Consider the following 20,935-nt stretch of genomic DNA (forward strand, 5'->3'; position numbering starts at 1 on the left):
CGGGTTTCACCACATGTTACGACTATTCCTTGCGGGCCTCGCAATCCTATGCGCCTGCCTAACGGCCAATGCGCAAGAGAGCGGTTTGCAACCGATCCTGCAAGAGCATCAGGAGATCATCACCAAAAGCTCGCGCAAGACGATCAAACCGGCGATTGATGCGATTGCCAGCAGCGGGTTGCCGCAAGCGCAGGTGATGCTTGAGACATGGGCGGCCAAAGATGTGTGGATGCGCAAGTCGGATGGCCTGTTCTTTGCCGGGAAAAAGGCTGAGGGGCGGTCGTATGAACTGACCGATTTCGACACCGGAGAAGTCGTTGGCACGTTTGAGAAATCCGACCTGAAACAGTTGAAACCCAATAGCGGCATCCGCGCGATGATTGGAACAGCTTTGGTCCAGTTCCAACTGACCGACCCGGACCGGGCAAAACGTCTGGCCGCTTTGGCTTCTATTCAACGCGATCCCGAAGGCGCTCTGTTGGAGCCGCTTCGCGCCTCGATTGACGACGAGCCCGATGCTGATCTGAAAGCGCAGAAGCAACGCCTCGAGCGGTTGCTGACTATCGGGTATGACGAGGATACAGCAGCGCGAGTTGCTGCGATTGAAGACATGTCCGACGATCTGGGTGTGGATGTCCGTGCGGCCCTGAACCCTTTGGTCGTGACGAAGCGACAGGCGGGCACCGATCTGCCTTCTGATGCGAATATCGCCACTATTCTAGAACCCGGATCGGAAGCCCTGTCGCGGAACGAGGCATATGACCTGTTGGTCGCCAATGACCTCGCCGCACCGCGCACGTCGCCTGATGACATACGCGCCGCACTGGCCGCCAATATCGACGGCGGCCGCGTGGGGGACATGCCTGTTGCGCAACTGAACTCTGATGCCACGCGTGCTCAGGCTTACGTTGCTCTGGCCGAAGCTGGCCTCGTCCCAGCTTTGATCACCGAGGCCGATATCGATACCGCGTTGGAAGCGCATGTCTTCTTTGAAACCTATGCCGAACCCTCGTTCGAAGTCACAGCCGCCGCCGAAGAGGCGCTGGAACAGATCGAGCTGAAGGTTGGTCTGAACCAGACCCTCGACCTGACGTTGGACGCGATCTCATTGGCGTCAATCTATTTCCTCGCTGCCATCGGTCTGGCTATTACCTTCGGCGTGATGGGCGTGATCAACATGGCCCATGGCGAGTTCATCATGATGGGCGCCTACACCGGCTACGTGGTGCAGCAGTTCATCCCCGATCATACTCTGTCGATCATTGTGGCGATCCCGATGGCTTTTGCCGTCACCTTCGCCATGGGCGTCGCGATGGAGCGGCTGGTAATCCGGTGGCTTTATGCCCGCCCGTTGGAGACACTGCTGGCGACCTTTGGTATCTCAATCGCGCTGCAACAGCTGGCCAAGAACATCTTTGGCACGCAGGCCCGACCGCTCACCGCGCCCGGATGGCTGGACGGGGCATGGGTGCTGAATGATGTGGTCTCGATCAGCTACATCCGCATCGCGATCTTCGTTCTGGCCATGATCTTTCTTGGGCTGTTCCTGTACATCATGAAATGCACCCGGCTGGGGCTTGAGATGCGCGCGGTGACGCAGAACCCGCGTATGGCTGGGTCGATGGGGATCAATCCGGGGCGGGTGAATATGCTGACCTTTGGGCTTGGTTCCGGCATCGCCGGAATTGCCGGGGTTGCGATTGGTCTGTTCGCCAAGGTCACGTCCGATCTGGGCAGCGACTATATCGTTCAAAGCTTCATGACCGTAGTCGTCGGCGGTGTCGGCAACATCTGGGGCGCGTTGGCGGGGGCAGGCATGATCGGCTTCCTGCAAAAGGGCATCGAGTGGATGAACCCGTCGAACACCCTCGCCGCGCAGACCTACATGATCATCTTCATCATCATTTTCATCCAATTCCGGCCAAGGGGCATTACTGCCCTCAAAGGCCGCGCGGCGGGGGATTGAGCCATGGAACGCAGCTTTGTCGCCAAGAACCCCTCGGTGCTTGTCTTTTTGGCCATCCTGTCGCTGTTCACTTTGGGCGTAACCGTCCTGTCCGAAGGGTTCGGAATCGGCGTGATATCAACCAGTTTCGTCAAGACGCTGGGCAAGACCCTGTGCCTGTGCCTGATTGCCGTAGCTATGGATCTGGTCTGGGGCTTTACCGGTATCCTTTCACTGGGGCATTTCGCCTTCTTCGGGCTAGGAGGTTACATGATCGGCATGTGGCTGATGTACGAACGCACACGTCTGATCGTGGTCGAGTCTCTGTCACAAACTGAAATCCCTCCCACCCCGACCGAGGTCGTGGACGCCATCGGAACGCAGATTTTTGGCGTGGTCGGATCGTCGGATTTCCCGTTGATCTGGGCCTTTTCCCATAGCCTGACCCTGCAACTGATACTGGTCGTTTTGGTGCCCGGACTTCTGGCGCTGATCTTCGGCTGGCTGGCCTTCCGCAGCCGGGTGACGGGCGTTTACCTCTCGATCCTGACCCAAGCCATGACGCTGGCGCTGGCCCTCTACCTGTTTCAGAACGACAGTGGATTGCGCGGGAACAACGGCTTGTCGGGCCTTCAGAACCTACCCGGAATTAGCGCATCTCAGGATGTGGTATCGATCTGGTTTCTTTGGGCATCCGCACTGGCGCTGGGGCTGGGCTATATGACGGCCGCGTGGATCGTATCGGGCAAGTTCGGCTCGGTTCTCAGGGGCATTCGCGACAATGAGGCGCGGGTTCGGTTCCTAGGGTATTCTGTCGAAGTTTATAAACTTACGGTCTTCACGCTGACCGCCTGTATCGCCGGGATTGCAGGCGCGCTCTACTACCCACAAGCAGGCATCATCAACCCCGAGGAGATGGCCCCGATCGCCTCGATCTATCTGGCCGTCTGGGTCGCTATCGGTGGGCGTGGACGTTTGTACGGCGCAGTTATCGGCGCCGCCTTCGTCAGCCTGCTGAGCACGTGGTTCACCGGTGGGCAGGCGCCAGACATCTCTCTTGGGTTCTATACGATCAAATGGGTCGATTGGTGGCAGGTCCTGTTGGGCGTTTCCTTTGTGCTGGTCACGCTGTTCGCCCCACAAGGGATCGGAGGCTTGTTTGACCTTTGGGCCAAGCGAAACCACCCAGACCGGCACGGCTCGGCCCTTGGCCCCGATGATGGGGCATTGCGTGAAAAGGAGGCTACGGAATGAGCACTTTGCTTGAGGTGAGCGGCGTTTCTGTCACCTTCGACGGGTTCCGCGCCATCAACAACCTTTCCTTCCGGATCGGTGAGGCGGAGTTGCGTGCCGTCATTGGCCCAAACGGGGCCGGGAAAACGACGTTCATGGATATCGTGACTGGCAAAACTCGGCCCGACGAAGGTCGTGTGATCTGGGGCGAAAAATCCGTCTCGCTTCTGCGGATGAGCGAGGCCAAGATTGCTCAGGTGGGAGTTGGCAGAAAATTCCAGAAACCGACTGTGTTCGAGGATCAGACGGTGCAGGAGAACCTGCTTATGGCATTAAAGAACAAACGCGGATGGTTGGGTGTTCTGCTGTATCGCCCCGCTGCAAACGATTTGCAGAAGGTCGAAGAATTGGCGGTTGAAATTGGCCTTCGCCATGACCTCGACCGCAAGTCAGGTGAGCTGAGCCATGGTCAAAAGCAATGGTTGGAAATTGGCATGTTGCTGGCACAGGACCCGCGTCTGCTTTTGGTCGATGAACCCGCCGCTGGCATGACGCCGCAAGAACGCGAACACACAACCGATATTCTGGTCAATGCGGCCAAAACCCGTGCCGTCGTGGTCGTTGAACATGACATGGAATTTGTTCGGCGTCTGAACTGCAAAGTCACTGTCTTACATGAGGGCTCGGTTCTGGCTGAAGGCAGCCTTGATCATGTGACATCCAACCAGGACGTGATCGACGTCTATCTGGGGCGCTAACTGATGTTGAATTTGACCGATCTAACGTTGCACTACGGGCATTCTCAAATCCTGAACGGGATTTCCATGGAAGCCCGGCAAGGTGAAGTTACCTGTGTCATGGGAACCAATGGCGTTGGAAAAACCAGCTTGATGAAAGCTATCTCAGGCACGCACCCACGTTCAGGAGGCAAGTTAGAATTGGATGGCGAGTCTGTGGGCGCTTTGCCTGCGCATCGGATGGCGTTGAAAGGGGTCGCCTATGTGCCGCAGGGGCGCGAGATTTTCCCACTGCTTACGGTGCGCGAGAATCTGGAAACCGGATTTTCGTGCCTACCGGCATCTGAACATATCATCCCCGGCGAAATCTATGATCTTTTCCCGGTTCTGAAGAAAATGCAAAACCGGCGCGGTGGCGATTTGTCCGGGGGGCAACAGCAGCAGCTGGCTATCGCACGGGCCCTGATCACAAAGCCGCGCCTGCTGTTGTTGGACGAGCCGACGGAAGGTATCCAGCCAAACATAATTCAACAGATCGGGGACGTGATCCGGCACCTCAGAGCCACAGAAACCATGGCAATTGTTTTGGTTGAGCAATACTTCGACTTTGCCTATGACCTTGCCGACAGGCTCGTCGTGTTGCGGCGCGGCGAGGTCATGATCAAAGGTGCAAAGGAAGACTTGACGCGTGATCAGGTCTTGCAGACGGTTAGAGTTTAGTCAGCCGGATTTGAATCCCTTCTGCAACAATCTTTGTTATGTTTGAATTTGGTCTCTTTTTTGCCGGAATTCGGATTGATAAAGGGCCACTGTTAACAAGTATGTGTTTCGGGATGAGTGCGGGCAGATGAGATCAGATCATAGGGGCCGAATAGCGATATCATGGGCGCAGACCGAGCTTGATGAGCTTGAAGCAGCGCCTTTGGATTCCTTGGTGGTTGGTGCGGCTTGGTCCTGGCGTGGGCAAGCCGCAGTTTTGGCCACAAGCTTAGAGCAAAGCATTGAACGCGTTGGCTCGATGGGTGCGGCTTCGTCTTCTGTTGTTGATCGTTTTGCCATTATCCGCGAAGTTACGGGCGATACCTGCGCCTCAGTCGTTCTGTCGAACGGGGCGCAACAGTTCTGTGCGGATTTGGTGGTGCAAGAGGGTGACGTTGACCCGACATTTGTATTTGAAAACGGCTGCCCGGCACGGGACCAGCTGTTTTGGATCAGCGAACTGTCGCACTACGCCACGCCTGCCTTGGCGCGCACCGCACCGGATGCGAACGTAGTCAGCTTTCCTCAGCCAGGTTTGTCCTGACTCTTTTTCCTTTGCTGTCTGCATGTATTTGTCCCGGGTTGGTCTAACAGATCCATCGCGTGTGTGTGCCTTGCAGGTTCGATGCATCGAACCGCGGATTAGCATGTTGACTCTTCCTTCTTTGCAGATATAAGCGCGGCTTCATTGGTGTTGGTGGCCCCCGTAAGGGGATGCCTGTCATGGGGGAAACCTCAAGAGGACAACGCCCTTCACAGTGGCCCCTGGGCCTCGACTAAAACGAAGGAGATCAGCCGTGACCAAACGCACGTCTGCCAAGTACAAAATCGACCGCCGGATGGGCGAAAACATCTGGGGTCGTCCGAAATCCCCGGTCAATCGTCGTGAATACGGCCCCGGCCAGCATGGCCAGCGCCGCAAGGGCAAACTGTCGGACTTCGGTCTGCAGTTGCGCGCCAAGCAGAAGCTGAAAGGCTACTATGGCGACCTGACCGAGAAGCAGTTCCGCCGCATTTACGCTGAAGCTGAGCGTGTCAAAGGCGACACCGGTGAAAACCTGATCGGCCTGCTGGAGCGTCGTCTGGATGCGGTCGTTTACCGCGCCAAATTTGTGCCGACCGTGTTTGCCGCACGTCAGTTCGTGAACCACGGCCACGTCAAGGTGAACGGCAAGCGGGTCAACATCCCCAGCTACCGCGTCAAAGAAGGCGACGTGATCGAAGTGCGTGACAAGTCGAAGCAACTGGCTGTTGTTCTTGAAGCAGCTTCTCTGGCCGAGCGTGATGTGCCTGACTACATCGACGCAGATCACTCGAAAATGACCGCGACTTTCGTGCGCGCACCGGGCCTGGGTGATGTGCCTTACCCGGTCATGATGGAACCGAACCTGGTCGTCGAATTCTACGCGAAGAACTGATCTTCGCAGTTAAATCGAATTCAGAAGGGCCGCGCCACTTGGCGCGGTCTTTTTTTGTTTGAAGGGGGGCTCTGCCCCCGCCGCTGCGCGACTCTCCCGAGATATTTCTGGCCAGATGAAGTTTGGATCAGAGGGGAAGCGGGCGCCCTTCAGCAATGGCCTCCATGGCGAAATATGATGTGACGCTGTCCAGCTCGACCTTTTCGATCAAGCGTTGATAAACTTTGTCGTAAGACGCCATATCTTGCGTGACGACTTTGAGCTGATAGTCATAATCCCCGCCAATCCGATGGAAATCTACCACTTCGGGGATCGTCAATACGTGACGTCGGAAGGCCTGCAGCCAGTCAGCCGAGTGGTGACGCGTGCGGAGCATGACGAATACTACAAGCGTAAGCCCCAGTTTCTCACGCGCGATCCGGGCGGTTGAGCCGATCAGCACCCCGTTTTCGTTCAGAGCCTTCAGCCTTCGCCAGCAGGCATTCTGAGACAGTCCGACGCGGTCTGCGAGCTCACGCTGGGACAGGGTGGCGTCTTTTTGCAGTTCTTTAAGGATGTGTGTGTCTATTTGATCTAATTTTAGTGTCATAGTTTATCATATGACACAAATATCAAGAAAACTACGCAAAAATAGAGTGGTTTTCCCCAATCTGGATCAATCATCTTAGTGGCATAACTAGGAGCAATGCCATGACCCTGTCCAGATTTCGAGCGGAACTCTGTTCCACCACTCAAAATTCCAATCTGCGCGACGGATTGATCGGAGAGAACGTTCTGATCCCCGGTTTGAATGGGGATGTGCCGCTGGTATATGCGGATTACGTAGCTTCGGGTCGCGCGTTGCGTCAGGTCGAAGCTTTTGTGGCCCAGCATGTGTTGCCGTTTTATGCGAACAGCCACACCGAAGCCTCCTACTGCGGGTCATATATGACGCGGCTGCGCAGTGAAGCGCGGGTCGAGATTGCCCGTATCGTGGGGGCTGTCGAGAACGACGCGGTGATCTTCACCGGGTCGGGCGCGACAGCAGGGTTGAATCGTCTGGTGAACTTGCTGGGCGTAGAGGACGCAGCGCAGCCGGTTGTTTTGATTGGTCCGTATGAGCATCATTCGAACATTCTGCCTTGGCGGGAAAGCAAGGCGCAGGTCGTCGAAATCCCCGAGGCTAAGGGCGGTGGGATTGATCTGGACGTATTGGAAGAAACGTTGGGGGCATATGCCGATGCTGATCTGGTGATCGGGTCCTTTTCTGCGGCTTCGAATGTCACGGGCATCATCACTGACCCGGATCCGGTTACACGGCTGCTCAAGGCACATGGTGCGTTGGCGGTTTGGGACTATGCCGGGGGCGGGCCCTACCTGCCGATGGACATGGGGCCCGTAGATGCCCGCAAAGATGCAATCGTAGTCTCTCCGCATAAGTTCCCCGGCGGGCCGGGCGCGTCGGGTGTCTTGATCGTGAACAAGCTCGCGGTGCAGCGGCGCTGCCCAAGTTGGCCGGGCGGTGGAACTGTCCGTTTTGTGTCGCCCTGGCGCCATGACTACAGCGACGATCTGTCGGTGCGGGAAGAGGCCGGAACACCCAATGTGATCGGCGACATCCGTGCAGCGCTGGCTTTTATCGTCAAGGATGTTGTCGGCACTGACGAAATCGCCCGTCGCGAAGAGCGATTCAATCAGATGGCGCTGGACGGTTGGAAAGACAATCCCAATCTGACCTTGTTGGGGGTCGAAGCCGCGCATCGCCTGCCGATCTTCTCGTTCCTGATCCGGGACAACGCGGGTCAACCCGTGCATCAACAGCTGTTCACTCGGATGCTGAGCGATGTCTATGGCATTCAGGCGCGTGGCGGGTGTGCCTGTGCGGGGCCTTATGCGCATCGTTTGCTGGGGATCGAACGCGCCGCATCGGACGAACTGCATGCAGCGCTTTCAGCCGGGGAAGAAATGAAAAAGCCGGGTTGGGTGCGTTTGAACTTCTCCTACCTCATGAGCGAAGAGACGGTTCAGTTCATCATAGAGAGCGTCAATGACCTGTCTCGCCGGACCGAGGAGTTTGCGCCCTATTACAACGCTGACCCGGCGACGGCCCGTTTCAAGGCGGCATAGGGGAATTGCTGCTTTTCTCAATCCCTTGAGACAGGTATGAGAGGCTCATTGAACGGAGCCTCTCATGACCAAGATCACCCCACAACCCGGCATTATGGATATCGCGCTCTATCAGGGCGGACAGTCGCATGTGGCCGGTGTGGAGCATGTGATCAAGCTGAGTTCGAACGAAAACCCGTTCGGGCCAAGCCCCAAAGCGATTGAAGCGATACGTGACAGCGCCGCCACTTTGCACCGTTATCCCAACACCGATCACGCCAGCCTACGCACGGCCATCGGCGCGCGGCACGGGTTGGACCCAGCGCAGATCATATGCGGTGTCGGCAGTGATGAGGTGCTGCAATTCGTCGCTCAGGCCTATGCAGGGCCGGGGGATGAGGTGATCTATACCGAGCACGGATTCTCGATGTACCCAATCATCGCGCGCATGGCCGGGGCGACACCGGTCATGGTGGCCGAGCGGGACCGCAAGGTGGATGTAGATGCCATTTTGGCTGCAGTCACGGGCCAGACGCGGATCGTGTTTGTCACCAACCCCGGCAATCCAACCTCGACCATGATCTCAAATGACGCGCTGGAGCGTCTGGCGCAGGGTCTGCCTGACAGCTGTCTGCTTGTATTGGATGGGGCCTATGCCGAGTTTGTGGATGGGTTCGACGGCGGTGCGTCACTTGTGGATGCCCATGAGAATGTCATCATGACCCGGACCTTTTCGAAAGTATACGGGCTGGGTGGGATGCGAGTTGGCTGGGGCTATGCGCACCAGAGCATCATCGACGTGCTGAACCGGGTACGGCAGCCCTTTAACCTCTCGCTGACAGCTTTGGCCGCGGCAGAGGCAGCGGTAGACGATGTGGAGTTTCTAACCTTCTGCCAGTCAGAAAACGCGCGGTGGCGTGTTTGGTTGAGTGAGGAACTGGCCAAGATTGGTGTGTCCTCGGACCCGTCTTGCGCCAACTTCATCCTTGCGCGTTTTGCCGACAGGGCCGAGGCTGAGGCCTGCGATGACTACCTGAAAACGCAGGGTTTGATTGTGCGCCGGGTTGCAGGCTACAACCTGCCAAACGCTTTGCGGATCACCGTGGGCGATGAACAGGCCTGTCGCCGCGTTGTTGCTGCGATCACCGCATTCAAAGAGGGCGCCGCATGAGCCAGATTTATGACCGCGTTGCGCTGATTGGGCTGGGCCTGATCGCGTCGTCCATGTTCTGGGCCATCAAGCGCGCCGGTCTGGCTGGCGAAGTCACTGGGTATGCGCGGTCCGAGGCAACCCGCGACACGGCCCGCAAGATCGGCTTGTGTGACCTTGTTTGTGACACAGCTTGCGAGGCTGTTGACGGGGCCGATCTGGTGGTGCTCTGCGTCCCTGTCGGCGCGATGGGCGCAGTGGCCGAGGAGATTGCGCCAGTTTTGAAGGCCGGTGCGACCGTCTCGGATGTGGGCTCGGTCAAGCGGCATGTGATCCAAAGTGTCCAACCGCATATTCCCGAAGGTGTGCATTTCATCCCGGCGCACCCTTTGGCAGGGACCGAGCATTCCGGGCCCGAGTCCGGTTTTGCCGAGCTGTTCGACAATCGCTGGTGTCTACTGGTTCCGGTTGAAGGCACTGATCCGGATGCGATTTCCCGATTGCGCGCGTTATGGGAGGGTATGGGCTCGAATGTCGATGAGATGGACGCGGATCACCATGATCTGGTTCTTGCCGTCACCTCTCATGCGCCGCACCTGATCGCTTACACGATGGTCGGGGTTGCAGATGATCTGCGTCGGGTCACGGATACCGAGGTCATCAAATACTCGGCTGCTGGCTTCCGTGACTTTACGCGTATCGCGGCCTCGGACCCGACGATGTGGCGGGATGTATTCTTGTCTAACAAAGACGCGACACTGGAAATTCTGGGGCGGTTCACCGAGGAGCTTTTTGCCTTGCAACGCGCCATTCGCACCGGGGACGGCGAGCACCTGTTCGACTATTTCACCCGCACACGGGCGATCCGGCGGGGCATTATTGATGCGGGCCAGGATACGGACGCACCAGATTTTGGCCGGGGCAAGATCGGATCATGAGGCCGGTTGCAGGGCGCCTTCTAATCGTGGTGGCCGCACTCTGGTGCGGTATTGGCCACGCGTCGGCGCCCGAGCAATCGTTGGTCCCCATCGCGCGCCCATCAGACACCGTCGATCTGGCGGCTGTTTCCAGTCGGACGGCAGCACCGATAAGTATCACAAACATGCGACCCGTCCTGCGACCTGTGTCGCCTCAGATCGCCGCCGTTGCTGCACGACCTTCTGATCTGCCGCTGTTCAGCCCTGATACCTCTTTGATGCCGAATGCGCGGCCAGAGGCTTTGGAACAGCAGATTTTGTTCAAGAAACGCAAGCTGCGCAAAGGCTCTGTCTGTGGGGACATTGCGATACAGGGCAAGGCTGTGGGCCGTGTGACCAGCAAGACCAAAGCCTGCGGGGTCAAGGATGCTGTACAGATCACCTCTGTCTCGGGTGTCACGCTCAGCCGTGCGTCGACGATGGATTGCGGCACGGCGATTGCACTAAACGAATGGGTCGACAAGTCCGTCAAACCGACCTTCAAGCGACGCGGGCCGGTCGTGCAGTTGCAGGTGGCTGCCCACTACGCCTGTCGCACCCGCAACAATCGCAAAGGCGCGCGAATATCAGAGCATGGCAAAGGTCGCGCCATTGATATCTCGGGCTTTGTTATGGCGGACGGAGAGGTTGTGACCGTGCTGAACGGATGGCGCAAGAACCCGTCGCAAAAGCAGCTCAAGAAGGTCTGGCGTGGGGCGTGTGGACCGTTTGGCACGGTTCTGGGCCCAAATTCAGATCGGTATCATCGCGATCATTTTCATCTGGACACGGCCCGTTATCGCAGCGGTGCCTATTGTCGCTAACGCAGGATCAGGCGCGGGGCTGGCCCCAAGGGTAGGGGGCCCAATGCCACGAACCCGTCGCGGAAATTCAACTGTAGATCCAGCGCATTTGGATTGCCGCCCAACCCTGCCAGAAAGTTCAGCGCACGAGTAACCGGATCTACGGCTTGATCCGGCAGGGCCCCTGCCGCATTGGCCATGGCGATCATATCGCGCCAGTTCTCGGCCTTGATCGCGATTTCACCGGTCGGAATGCCCTGCTTATCCACATCTAGTTCCCCCGCCGCAAACAAGCGAAGCTCACCCCATTTGATTTCAGCCAGTTTCAACGTGATCTCGACAGGCTGGGGGCGGTTCTGTTCAATGGCGGTTCGATCCCACGGTTTGTCAAAAACGGTCACCATATCCAGTTCCAGCGTCTCGAACCGCTGGGGCAGCGATGAGGCGGAATGCATAAGTGCGCGTAGGTCGTTACCCGGTGCAAAGCCATCGATCTGCGCGGCGACCGCATAGGCTTCGGGTGTGTCTGTCTGTTCCATCATCAGGCTTAGCGTATTGCCACCCGCCAGCGCATCGGCGTCATCGGTGATTTGCCAGGGCCCTGCTGTCAGCGCCATCTTCTCAAGCACCAGTGCCACGCCGGGTTGTAGCTGTAGTTCGGCCTGCAGATCATCAGCAGTGATGGTCGCGGTTTGATCAAAATAGGACAGACGTTGAGGTGTTTCGGCAAAACGCAGGACTTGGCGACCGGGCCAGATCGCGGGACTTTTGAATTCGACCCAGTCCGCGCTCCACGCGGTTCCCGTGGCGGGATCGGCCAGTGCTGGGCTGTTCAGGCGGGTGACGTGATGTCCGGGAAAACCCGAGCTTTCGACATCCGCGAATTCGGATTGCCATCCGCGCGCCTGCTGCGCATCAAACCAGCTGGTGATCGCATTGCGCAACCCAAATCCCGCAACAAACCAATACAGGCTCCATAGGGTGACGATGAAAAAGAGAACTCGTATCAGTCGGCGCATCCGCTTTGGCCTTTTTCCTGCCTCGGATTTGATGTTTATAGGCCCAAACGGGCAAGGACCAGTGCAATGACGATGTGGGTATTCGGGTATGGATCGCTGTTGTGGAATCCGGGATTTCCCGTCGCCCGCAGCGAGCTTGCAACGCTGCACGGTTACGCGCGGTCCTTCTGCATGAGTTCGATCCATCATCGTGGAACCGAAGAGCATCCGGGCCTTGTGCTGGCACTGGATGAACAGGCTGAGGCGCACTGCAAAGGGTTGGCTCTGGCCGTTGAGGGCGGCCACGAAGACCGTACTTTGCACGAGCTGCGCGAGCGCGAGTTGATCTCATCTGCCTATGTCGAACGGATGCTGGATGTGCATCTGGACAATGGCGACGTCGTGAATGCCGTTACTTATGTGATCGATGCGCATCATGTACAGTATTGCGGAGGGATGCCGCTGGAGGAGCAGGCCCAGATCATCGCCCACGCGATTGGCGGGCGGGGGCCGAACACCGAATATCTCTACAATACCACGGAACATTTGGCCGAGATCGGGCTGCATGACCCTGATCTTGAGTGGTTGTCGCAACGGGTGCGGAGCATTAGGGCATAAACCCTTGGCGTCACCGGCGGAATTTCGCTATTTTCAAGTCAGAGCAGGCAAAATCAGGAACCACGCGCATGGCGCAGGCACATCAGGGCGCGAGACCCCATTTCTCGCATCCCATTCGTCAGATCGTGATGATGTTGATCGCAATCGGCCTGGCTGGGCTGGGTGTGTTTCTGGCGCTGCCTTATGTGCTGCCGGTCTTCTTTGCCAACCCATATTTGAACGGCTTCATTCTGATGGTCTTCGTCATCGGTGTGATTGCTTGTTTTTATCAAGTCACCCAGCTGATCGGATCGGTCCGCTGGATCGAGGCGTTTGTCGGTGGGGTCGTACGCGAAGATGCGCGCACACCGCAACTTTTGGCGCCTTTAGCCTCGCTGCTGCGCGAACGCGGCGCGCGGTCCCAGATCAGCTCGACTTCAACCCGGTCCATTCTGGATTCGGTTGCGGAACGGGTTGAAGAAGAACGCGAAATCACGCGCTACATCACCAATGTCCTGATTTATCTGGGCCTGTTGGGAACCTTCTTCGGTCTGGCCACCACGGTCCCGGCCATCGTCGACACAATCCGCAGCCTGAACCCGCAAGAGGGTGAGGAAGGCCTGACTGTCTTTAACCGCCTGATGACCGGGCTTGAGGCGCAGTTGCAAGGCATGGGCGTGGCCTTCGGGTCCTCGCTGCTGGGCCTTGCCGGGTCTCTGATCGTCGGCTTGCTTGAGGTATTCGCGGGCCACGGGCAGAACCGGTTCTATCGTGAGCTAGAGGAATGGCTGTCATCGATCACCCGTGTGGGCTTTGCCTCGGGCGAAGACGGTGGCGCGGAAATCGCGGTACTGGCCCCGGTTCTGGACGCGATGTCCGAACAGATGGATGCGTTGCAGGACCTGTTTTCCGCGCAGGAGCAGGACCGGGCGGAGGTATCGGGCAAGCTGGGTCAACTGGTCGGCGTGATCGGCGAGATGAACCAGCGTCAGACGGATAATGAGGGGATCACCGCAGCGTTGGAACGCGTGGCGCTTGGGCAGGATGCGTTGCTGGATCACATGCGCGAACATGGTGCAGGCGAAGGCATCGACGCCGAAAGCCGGATGCGGCTGCGATCCATGGACGTGCAGTTGCTGCGCATTCTCGAAGAGATTTCGGCGGGTCGTCAGGAAAGCATGAATGAATTCCGCAAAGATATCGAATTGCTGGTCAAGGCGTTGACACTTCCTCGCGGTGCGGTGCGCGGCACCCACGAAGGAGAGTAACCAATGGCCCTGTCCCGGCGCACTGGTCAACGGTTCCAGGGCTCAGTCTGGCCTGGTTTCGTGGATGCGATGACGGGCCTGTTGATGGTTCTGACCTTTGTGCTGACCATTTTCATGGTGGTACAGTTTGTGCTGCGAGAAACGATCTCTGGGCAAGAAGATGAACTGACCGCACTGGCGGACGAAGTGGCTGCTCTGGCGGGTGCCTTAGGTCTGGAAGAACGCGAAAACAGCCGTTTGCAAGCGCGGTTGGGGGCCTTGAACGCAACCCTGACACAAGCCGAAGAAGATCTGGCCCAAGCGCAGGGTCGCATCACCGATTTTGAAGCCCAGGTTGCGGCGCTGTTGGCCGATCAGGCCCGGGCGCAAGAGGATATCGCTGCGTTGGAAGATCAGAGCGCATCTTTGAACCAGGCCCTGGCGCAAAGTCGCGCGGAAATTGACGCGCAGGCCGAGGCCGCACGCCTTGCCGCCGCCCGCCGTGAGGCACTGGAAGCGCTGGTTGCCGATCTGGAACAAACCGGCGAGGAGCGGGCCGCACAGATCGCAGAGCTGGAACAACAACTGACTGAGGAAGAGGCTGCGCGCCTCGCCGAAGCAGCAGCAGCCGAGAATCTGCGCAATCGGTTGCAGGATGCCGATGCAGAATTGACGGCTATGACTCTTGCGCTTGAAGCACAGCGGAAAGAGGCCGAAGAAACCCTGACACTGCTGGCCGCAGCGCGCGCCGCGCGCGCGGAACTGGAACGTCAGTTCGGTGATCTGGACACCGAGGAGCTTAGGGCCCAGCTAGAAGCCGCGTTGGATGCCCAGACTGAGGCGCAGGCAGACGCGGCAGAACAGCGATCGCTGGTCGAACAACAAGCCGCCCTTCTTGATGTCGCGCGCGAGACGCTGTCGGCTGAGCAAGCGATTTCTGCCAAGGCACAGCGCGAGGCTGCTTTGCTGAACCAGCAGATTGCGGCCTTGCGTGGTCAGTTGGGATCATTGCAGGCGCTGTTGGATGACTATGAAGAACGCAATACGGCTGCTGAGATTCAGATTCAGACCCTCGGTCAGGACCTGAACGCAGCTTTGGCCCGCGCCGCCTCAGAGGAGCGCCGCCGCCGATTGCTGGAAGAGGCAGAGCGGATCCGGCTTGAGGCCGAGGCCGAGGAACTGACGGATCAGAACCAGGAGCTGACGGCGCAGGCAGAAGATCTGCAACGTTACCGGTCAGAGTTCTTTGGTCGACTGCGCGATGTTCTGGGCAATCAGGAGGGCGTGCGGATCGAAGGCGACCGGTTCGTGTTCTCGTCCGAAGTATTATTCGACACGGGTTCGGCCGTGTTGTCGCCGGAAGGTAGGCAAGAGGTGGCGAAAGTTGCTGCGATCCTGCGCACTGTGGCCGCAGAAATACCTGAGGGTTTGAATTGGGTCATTCGGGTGGACGGGCACACCGACAACGTCCCGCTTGCCGGGTCCGGACGCTATCGCGACAATTGGGAGCTAAGCCAGGGTCGCGCTCTTTCGGTCGTCCGTTACATGGTCGATGCTTTGGGCATCCCACCGAACCGACTTGCAGCCAACGGGTTTGGAGAGTTCCAGCCGGTAAACCCAGACAATACGCCACAAGCGCGGGCACAGAACCGGCGGATCGAGCTGAAGCTGACTGAAAGGTAGCTTCAGCCTGTCCGATGCGGGGCTCAGGGCTTCAACGCCTCCCGAATTTGAAGCTTTGATCAGGTGTCCCTGCGAAACAGCGCGGAACTACCGGGTAATCTTCGGTCAGAAAGTAGGCATATGTCCCGTCGGGATACTCTTCAGATACCGTGAAGGCGCCGTTGCATTGATCCAGCCTACCGTGGCCAGGTCTATAGACGTAGTCCTCGTTGAACGTACCGTCGTATCGTCCGCTGGGGCCGTTCCCGCCGGGGCGGTTACCGGATTTCAAGCGGTAAGATGAGGTCATCTCGGTCACACGCCCGTTGATGGCCCCCGTCATGGCGTAAATCGGAAACCCGTCTGCGGCGTATCCAATCAATGGCGAATGCCGTTCAGGAGACCAGTCTAAAAGCTCGATCAGACCGGTTGGGATGCCGTGGTAGTGATATTTGCCGTTCGGTTGCACATGCGCGTAATTGGCGTCCAGACCCAGTGCAATCGCACCGCCCAGTGCGTTGTAGGACCAGCCCGAGTTTGGGTCGCCATGCCAGAACTCGGCTGCGAGCGGATCAAAAACAACCCCGTTCAGTGAAACACCAAAGTTCCAGCCCATGCTCAGCGGTGTCACCTTTCCGGTGCTCTTGGGGTCGGCAGGAACGCTCAGCTTGACGTTCTGAGTTGAGATCTGGTGTGGGTTGCCGCGATTTGGAAACTGTCCCACCAGATGATCCGGAATGCCGTTAGCCGACAGTTTGATGTTCGAGCTGGTCATCTTTACTTTCGATCGGCTTTTGCCCGGGTCAACGGTTGCGGGAAGCAAATCCAGTGGTCTGGTCTGTATTTCGTCATGATAGCGGAACCGATGCTGAGCCGTGGCAACAACCGCAGCGGCTGAGATTGCAAACGCGGTGCTCCAGATAATGGCGATCTTGGTGTTCAAACCGTTCTCCCTTGCTGATGTGTTATGGAATTGAAACGCAAGAGAGAGGTTATTCCGTCGCCTGAGCTACGTGAGATCGTCTTTTTCCCTTCCTCAGGCACAGCAAAAAGCGCCCTAAGGCGGATGGCCATCGGGCGCTCAACTTCGTGGATAAATGTAGTCAGCCGTTAGTCAGCTGTCAGCAATGGCGGCTTATCCCCCGGAATTCGCGGCTGATCGGGGCCGAGGATTTCAAGGTTAAGCTCACCTTTCTTGACCGACACGCGCACCACGCCACCCTTGGCCAATTTGCCAAACAGCAGTTCCTCCGCCAGAGGCTTCTTGATGTGCTCTTGGATCACGCGGCCAAGCGGGCGGGCACCCATTTTGTCGTCATATCCTTTGTCAGCCAACCACTCGGCTGCTTTCGGCGTCAGGTCTATGGTCACTCCGCGATCCAGCAATTGAGCTTCAAGCTGCAGCACGAATTTCTCGACCACTTGCAAGATGACCTCTTTCGGCAGCGGTGCGAAGGAGATCACGGCATCCAGACGGTTGCGGAATTCTGGCGTGAACATACGCTCAATCGCGGCGGTGTCTTCGCCTTCGCGCCGATCACGTGCGAAGCCGATGGCGGCCTTGGCTTGTTCCTGCGCGCCTGCGTTCGAGGTCATGATCAGCACAACGTTGCGGAAATTCACCGTCCGGCCGTTATGGTCGGTCAACTCGCCGTGATCCATGACCTGCAGCAGGATGTTGAACACATCCGGATGCGCCTTTTCGATCTCGTCTAGCAGCAATACGCAATGCGGATGCTGGTCAACGCCATCGGTTAACAGACCACCCTGATCGAACCCGACATAGCCTGGAGGGGCACCAATCAAACGGCTGACGGCGTGTTTCTCCATGTATTCCGACATATCGAAGCGAAGCAGCTCTACGCCCAGTGTATCGGCCAGCTGTTTTGCAACTTCGGTTTTACCCACACCAGTCGGACCAGCGAACAAGTAGTTGCCAATTGGCTTTTCGGGCTCACGTAGACCGGCGCGGGCCAATTTGATCGCGCTGGACAGTGCCTCAATTGCCAAATTCTGTCCAAAAACGACGCGTTTCAGTGAGGCTTCGAGATCTTTCAGAACCGCGGCATCATCCTTGGTGACATTCTTCGGCGGGATGCGCGCAATCTTGGCCACGACAGCCTCAATCTCTTTGACTCCAATGGTCTTGCGACGCTTGCTTTCAGCAACGAGATGCTGAGCAGCACCAGCTTCGTCAATCACGTCGATTGCCTTGTCCGGCAGTTTCCGGTCGTTGATATAGCGCGCCGCCAATTCAACGGCAGTCTTGATTGCATCTGCGGTATATTTGATGTCGTGATGCTCTTCGAAATACGGTTTCAGGCCCCGCAAAATCTTGACGCTGTCCTCAACCGAAGGTTCGTTCACGTCGATCTTCTGGAAGCGGCGGCTCAGCGCGCGATCTTTTTCGAAATGCTGACGGAACTCCTTGTAAGTGGTCGAGCCCATGGTTCGCAGCTTTCCACCCTGAAGCGCAGGTTTCAGCAGGTTGGACGCGTCCATTGCGCCGCCCGAAGTAGCTCCGGCACCTATCACAGTGTGAATCTCGTCGATGAACAGCACCGCGTCGGGATGATCTTCCAACTCGGTTACAACCGCTTTCAGGCGCTCTTCGAAATCGCCGCGATAGCGGGTTCCGGCCAGCAACGCACCCATATCGAGCGAATAGATGGTGGTTTCAGAAAGCACATCTGGTGCCTCACCGCCTACGATCTTGTGAGCCAGACCTTCGGCAATGGCGGTTTTGCCAACACCTGGATCGCCCACCAGAAGCGGGTTGTTCTTGCGACGACGGCACAGGACCTGGATGCAGCGTTCAACCTCATCCGAGCGCCCGATCAGCGGGTCCACATCGCCAGCCCGCGATTTGGAGTTCAGGTCGACGCAGTATTTCGCCAGTGCGCTTTCCTTCTGCTCGCCCTCACCAGCACTGGCCTGAACCTCTTCCTCGGCTTGATCCGCGCCCGAAACTGTACGGCTTTCGCCATATGCAGGGTCCTTGGCGACACCATGCGCGATGAAGTTGACCGCGTCGTAACGGGTCATGTCCTGTTCCTGCAGGAAATAGGCTGCGTTGCTTTCGCGCTCGGCGAAGATGGCCACCAACACGTTGGCGCCTGTTACTTCGGTACGACCAGAGCTTTGAACGTGGATCGCGGCACGCTGGATCACGCGCTGGAAAGCAGCCGTTGGCACGGCCTCTGATCCGTCTATATCGGTGACAAGGTTCGACAAGTCTTCGTCGATAAACTCGACCAAAGTGCTGCGCAGCTCATCCAGATCGACGCTACAGGCTTTCATGACGCGGATCGCGTCAGGTTCTTCCAGAAGCGCCAGAAGCAGATGCTCCAGCGTTGCAAACTCGTGTCGCCGTTCATTCGCAGCCGCCAGGGCAGCGTGGATGGCTTGTTCTAATGTGCTCGAGAATGAAGGCACGCGGGTGCTCCTCTGTCTTGGGTCAGAAGGGGGCGGGCTGTCGGCCGGATCCCCATCCCAACCATGTCCTCATAGTATTAGAGTTTGGTTGATCGTGGCCCGGCTTCAAGGGTTTTCTTTCACTTGACAGTCACATTTGTTGTGACCGTGGCCGTGAAGAGGGGGAAATAGGCATCAGAATCGGTCTTTTCTAGCCCTGATTTCGGCAAAAACCGCAGCGGGATCAGCGCCAACCATGCCCAGATGGGCTTGAATCGCAGAATCTGCAGCGCGCAGAAACGGATTTGTCGCCTTTTCCAGCGCCAGAGTTGAGGGCACTGTTGGTTGCCCAGCATCCCGTGCGCGCGCAATATCCATCACGCGTTGATGTAATTCGGCATTGTCAGGATCGACTGTGACCGCAAATTTAGCGTTGGATTGTGTATACTCGTGGCCCGAGCAGACGATTGTTTCGTCGGGTAACGCCGCCAGCTTACTGAGTGATGACAACATTTGCGCCGGTGTCCCCTCGAACAGGCGGCCACAGCCCAAGGCCATCAGGCTATCTGCGGTGAAGACAGTTGCGCTGTTGGGCAGGTAAAATGCGATGTGACCTACCGTGTGCCCTGAGACGTCCAGCACCTCGACCGGTTCGCCCCCCAGTTCGAAACAGTCGCCTTCCGACACCTGTTGGTCCAGTGGCGGCAGGCGATGGGCATCTGCGGCTGCACCAATCACCTTCGCCGGATGCTTCTTCAGAATGCCAGGCAGGCCATCGACGTGATCCCAGTGATGATGCGTCAGCAACACGTGGCTCAGGGACCACTCGCGTCGGTCCAGTTCGGCCAGAATCGGGCCGGGTTCTGGTGCGTCCACCAACGCGGTCTGGCCAGAGGCGGCATCATGCGCCAGAAAAGCATAGTTATCGCTGAGACATGGGATAGTTACGATCTCAAGAGGCATGGCCTTTTGCCCTTTCGTTGCTAGACTGCGCCCAGCTAAGCTGATTGATCAGGTCACCGCAATGCATCTTGATGTGCAGGATCTCAGGAATTTTTACTACCGCAGCACTTTGGGGCGCGCGGCACAGGGCGCTATTCGTGGTCGCCTGCTGGACCTGTGGCCCGAGGCCAAGGGGCAAACGGTTGCCGGTTTTGGCTTTGCGGTACCGCTCTTGCGGCCATACCTGAAGGATGCGCGTCGCGTGATCGGCCTGATGCCGGGGCCGCAGGGGGTGATGCCGTGGCCCGCAGGGATGCCGAATGTGTCGGTTTTGACTGAAGAAACCATGTGGCCGATTGAGACCGGGCATGTGGACAAGTTGGTGGTGATGCATGGGCTTGAGACATCGGAGCGCCCAAGTCAGCTACTTGAGGAATGCTGGCGTGTGCTCGGTCCCGGTGGCAGGGCCTTTTTTGTGGTGCCGAACCGGGCGGGGCTATGGTCTCGGTCGGACAAAACCCCATTTGGATATGGGCGACCCTATTCAGCGACACAGCTGGAAAATCAGCTGAAGGCCCATCACTTTGTGCCCGAAAATCACTGTTCTGCTTTGTATCTGCTGCCCTCGTTTCGAAAATACTGGCTGAAATCCAGCGGGCTGATTGAAAAAACCGGTCAGCGCTTGCCAACAATCATGGCGGGCGGCGTGTTGATGGTTGAGGTCAGCAAACACCTGCGCCCACCCAGTGGCAGCGTGACGAAAGATGCGGTGAGACGACCGATCAAAGCATCCGACGGATTGCTGAGACCGGCTTGACACAATGTCGATGTTTGAGGCGAATTCAGGTGTAAATCCGCGGCAAATAGGCCGCAGGAATCGCAAAAACCTACAGTTTCGAAACATTTTTCAAACGGTCAGACAGGTTCAAAGCGTCGCACTTTTCCTAACTTGCTGAATTTAAACGTTTTGTGGATAAATTCATTGCCAC

19 protein-coding genes are annotated in these 20,935 nt (G+C 57.7%); 14 read left to right on the forward strand and 5 right to left on the reverse strand.

The features are described from left to right. Positions 1 to 13: 13 nt before the first annotated feature. The 6 genes from urtB to rpsD all read left to right on the forward strand — a co-directional run bounded on the left by urtB (position 14) and on the right by rpsD (position 6,092). Entirely contained in the window at positions 14 to 1,966 is a 1,953-nt protein-coding gene (urtB, locus tag ABLN87_RS11545; protein ID WP_353010362.1) for an urea ABC transporter permease subunit UrtB, read from the forward strand. Between the two features lie 3 nt (positions 1,967 to 1,969). After that, positions 1,970 to 3,199, forward strand: a complete 1,230-nt coding sequence (gene urtC, locus ABLN87_RS11550; RefSeq protein WP_353010364.1) for an urea ABC transporter permease subunit UrtC — start codon at positions 1,970 to 1,972, stop codon at positions 3,197 to 3,199. Continuing rightward, positions 3,196 to 3,936: an urea ABC transporter ATP-binding protein UrtD gene (gene urtD, locus ABLN87_RS11555; protein WP_353010366.1), complete on the forward strand. Its 741-nt coding sequence runs from the start codon at positions 3,196 to 3,198 to the stop codon at positions 3,934 to 3,936. Before urtC ends, urtD begins: the two co-directional genes overlap by 4 nt. Positions 3,937 to 3,939: 3 nt before the next feature. Next, positions 3,940 to 4,635 carry an urea ABC transporter ATP-binding subunit UrtE gene (urtE, locus tag ABLN87_RS11560; RefSeq protein WP_353010368.1) on the forward strand — a complete coding sequence of 232 codons (696 nt, stop codon included), beginning with the start codon at positions 3,940 to 3,942 and terminating at the stop codon, positions 4,633 to 4,635. Between the two features lie 127 nt (positions 4,636 to 4,762). Beyond that, the gene (locus ABLN87_RS11565; RefSeq protein WP_353010370.1) at positions 4,763 to 5,218 is read left to right on the forward strand and encodes a hypothetical protein; all 456 of its coding nucleotides are present in this window, start codon (positions 4,763 to 4,765) and stop codon (positions 5,216 to 5,218) included. A 253-nt stretch (positions 5,219 to 5,471) separates the two neighbouring features. Further along, positions 5,472 to 6,092 carry a 30S ribosomal protein S4 gene (gene rpsD, locus ABLN87_RS11570; protein WP_353010371.1) on the forward strand — a complete coding sequence of 207 codons (621 nt, stop codon included), beginning with the start codon at positions 5,472 to 5,474 and terminating at the stop codon, positions 6,090 to 6,092. A gap of 127 nt (positions 6,093 to 6,219) precedes the next feature. Here the strand turns inward: rpsD and ABLN87_RS11575 are convergent, their stop codons facing one another. Next, entirely contained in the window at positions 6,220 to 6,681 is a 462-nt protein-coding gene (locus tag ABLN87_RS11575) for an Lrp/AsnC family transcriptional regulator (RefSeq protein ID WP_353010372.1), read from the reverse strand. A gap of 101 nt (positions 6,682 to 6,782) precedes the next feature. Here ABLN87_RS11575 and ABLN87_RS11580 point away from each other — a divergent pair, with 101 nt between their 5' ends. The 4 genes from ABLN87_RS11580 (at position 6,783) to ABLN87_RS11595 (ending at position 11,107) form a co-directional block, all read left to right on the forward strand. Continuing rightward, entirely contained in the window at positions 6,783 to 8,198 is a 1,416-nt protein-coding gene (locus ABLN87_RS11580) for an aminotransferase class V-fold PLP-dependent enzyme (RefSeq protein WP_353010373.1), read from the forward strand. A gap of 64 nt (positions 8,199 to 8,262) precedes the next feature. Beyond that, positions 8,263 to 9,348, forward strand: a complete 1,086-nt coding sequence (hisC, locus tag ABLN87_RS11585) for a histidinol-phosphate transaminase (RefSeq protein ID WP_353010375.1) — start codon at positions 8,263 to 8,265, stop codon at positions 9,346 to 9,348. Continuing rightward, the gene (locus ABLN87_RS11590; RefSeq protein ID WP_353010377.1) at positions 9,345 to 10,265 is read left to right on the forward strand and encodes a prephenate/arogenate dehydrogenase family protein; all 921 of its coding nucleotides are present in this window, start codon (positions 9,345 to 9,347) and stop codon (positions 10,263 to 10,265) included. The genes hisC and ABLN87_RS11590 overlap by 4 nt, the downstream gene beginning before the upstream one ends. Then, positions 10,262 to 11,107, forward strand: coding sequence for an extensin family protein (locus ABLN87_RS11595; RefSeq protein ID WP_353010379.1), 846 nt, complete (start codon positions 10,262 to 10,264; stop codon positions 11,105 to 11,107). The genes ABLN87_RS11590 and ABLN87_RS11595 overlap by 4 nt, the downstream gene beginning before the upstream one ends. Here the strand turns inward: ABLN87_RS11595 and ABLN87_RS11600 are convergent. Beyond that, positions 11,104 to 12,105 carry a DUF2125 domain-containing protein gene (locus ABLN87_RS11600; protein ID WP_353010381.1) on the reverse strand — a complete coding sequence of 334 codons (1,002 nt, stop codon included), beginning with the start codon at positions 12,103 to 12,105 and terminating at the stop codon, positions 11,104 to 11,106. The two genes, ABLN87_RS11595 and ABLN87_RS11600, sit on opposite strands and share 4 nt — an antisense overlap. A 66-nt stretch (positions 12,106 to 12,171) precedes the next feature. Between ABLN87_RS11600 and ABLN87_RS11605 the strand changes: the two genes are divergently transcribed. The 3 genes from ABLN87_RS11605 to ABLN87_RS11615 all read left to right on the forward strand — a co-directional run bounded on the left by ABLN87_RS11605 (position 12,172) and on the right by ABLN87_RS11615 (position 15,611). After that, on the forward strand, positions 12,172 to 12,702 hold the full coding sequence (locus ABLN87_RS11605) for a gamma-glutamylcyclotransferase (protein ID WP_353010383.1): 531 nt from the start codon (positions 12,172 to 12,174) through the stop codon (positions 12,700 to 12,702). Between the two features lie 68 nt (positions 12,703 to 12,770). Next, positions 12,771 to 13,949, forward strand: coding sequence for a biopolymer transporter ExbB (locus ABLN87_RS11610; protein WP_353010384.1), 1,179 nt, complete (start codon positions 12,771 to 12,773; stop codon positions 13,947 to 13,949). A gap of 3 nt (positions 13,950 to 13,952) precedes the next feature. Then, positions 13,953 to 15,611 carry a peptidoglycan -binding protein gene (locus tag ABLN87_RS11615; protein WP_353010386.1) on the forward strand — a complete coding sequence of 553 codons (1,659 nt, stop codon included), beginning with the start codon at positions 13,953 to 13,955 and terminating at the stop codon, positions 15,609 to 15,611. Positions 15,612 to 15,642: 31 nt separating this feature from the next. Here the strand turns inward: ABLN87_RS11615 and ABLN87_RS11620 are convergent, their stop codons facing one another. The 3 genes from ABLN87_RS11620 to gloB all read right to left on the reverse strand — a co-directional run bounded on the left by ABLN87_RS11620 (position 15,643) and on the right by gloB (position 19,967). Further along, positions 15,643 to 16,533, reverse strand: a complete 891-nt coding sequence (locus tag ABLN87_RS11620) for a YHYH protein (protein ID WP_353010387.1) — start codon at positions 16,531 to 16,533, stop codon at positions 15,643 to 15,645. Between the two features lie 167 nt (positions 16,534 to 16,700). Continuing rightward, complete coding sequence (gene clpA, locus ABLN87_RS11625; RefSeq protein WP_353010389.1) at positions 16,701 to 19,025, reverse strand: ATP-dependent Clp protease ATP-binding subunit ClpA; 2,325 nt, start codon at positions 19,023 to 19,025, stop codon at positions 16,701 to 16,703. A 174-nt stretch (positions 19,026 to 19,199) separates the two neighbouring features. After that, positions 19,200 to 19,967, reverse strand: coding sequence for a hydroxyacylglutathione hydrolase (gene gloB, locus ABLN87_RS11630; protein WP_353010391.1), 768 nt, complete (start codon positions 19,965 to 19,967; stop codon positions 19,200 to 19,202). A gap of 61 nt (positions 19,968 to 20,028) precedes the next feature. Between gloB and ABLN87_RS11635 the strand changes: the two genes are divergently transcribed. After that, positions 20,029 to 20,763, forward strand: a complete 735-nt coding sequence (locus ABLN87_RS11635; protein WP_170536200.1) for a class I SAM-dependent methyltransferase — start codon at positions 20,029 to 20,031, stop codon at positions 20,761 to 20,763. Positions 20,764 to 20,935 lie beyond the last annotated feature (172 nt).

Source organism: Ruegeria sp. SCP10 (genome assembly GCF_040329495.1).
Classification (GTDB): domain Bacteria; phylum Pseudomonadota; class Alphaproteobacteria; order Rhodobacterales; family Rhodobacteraceae; genus Ruegeria.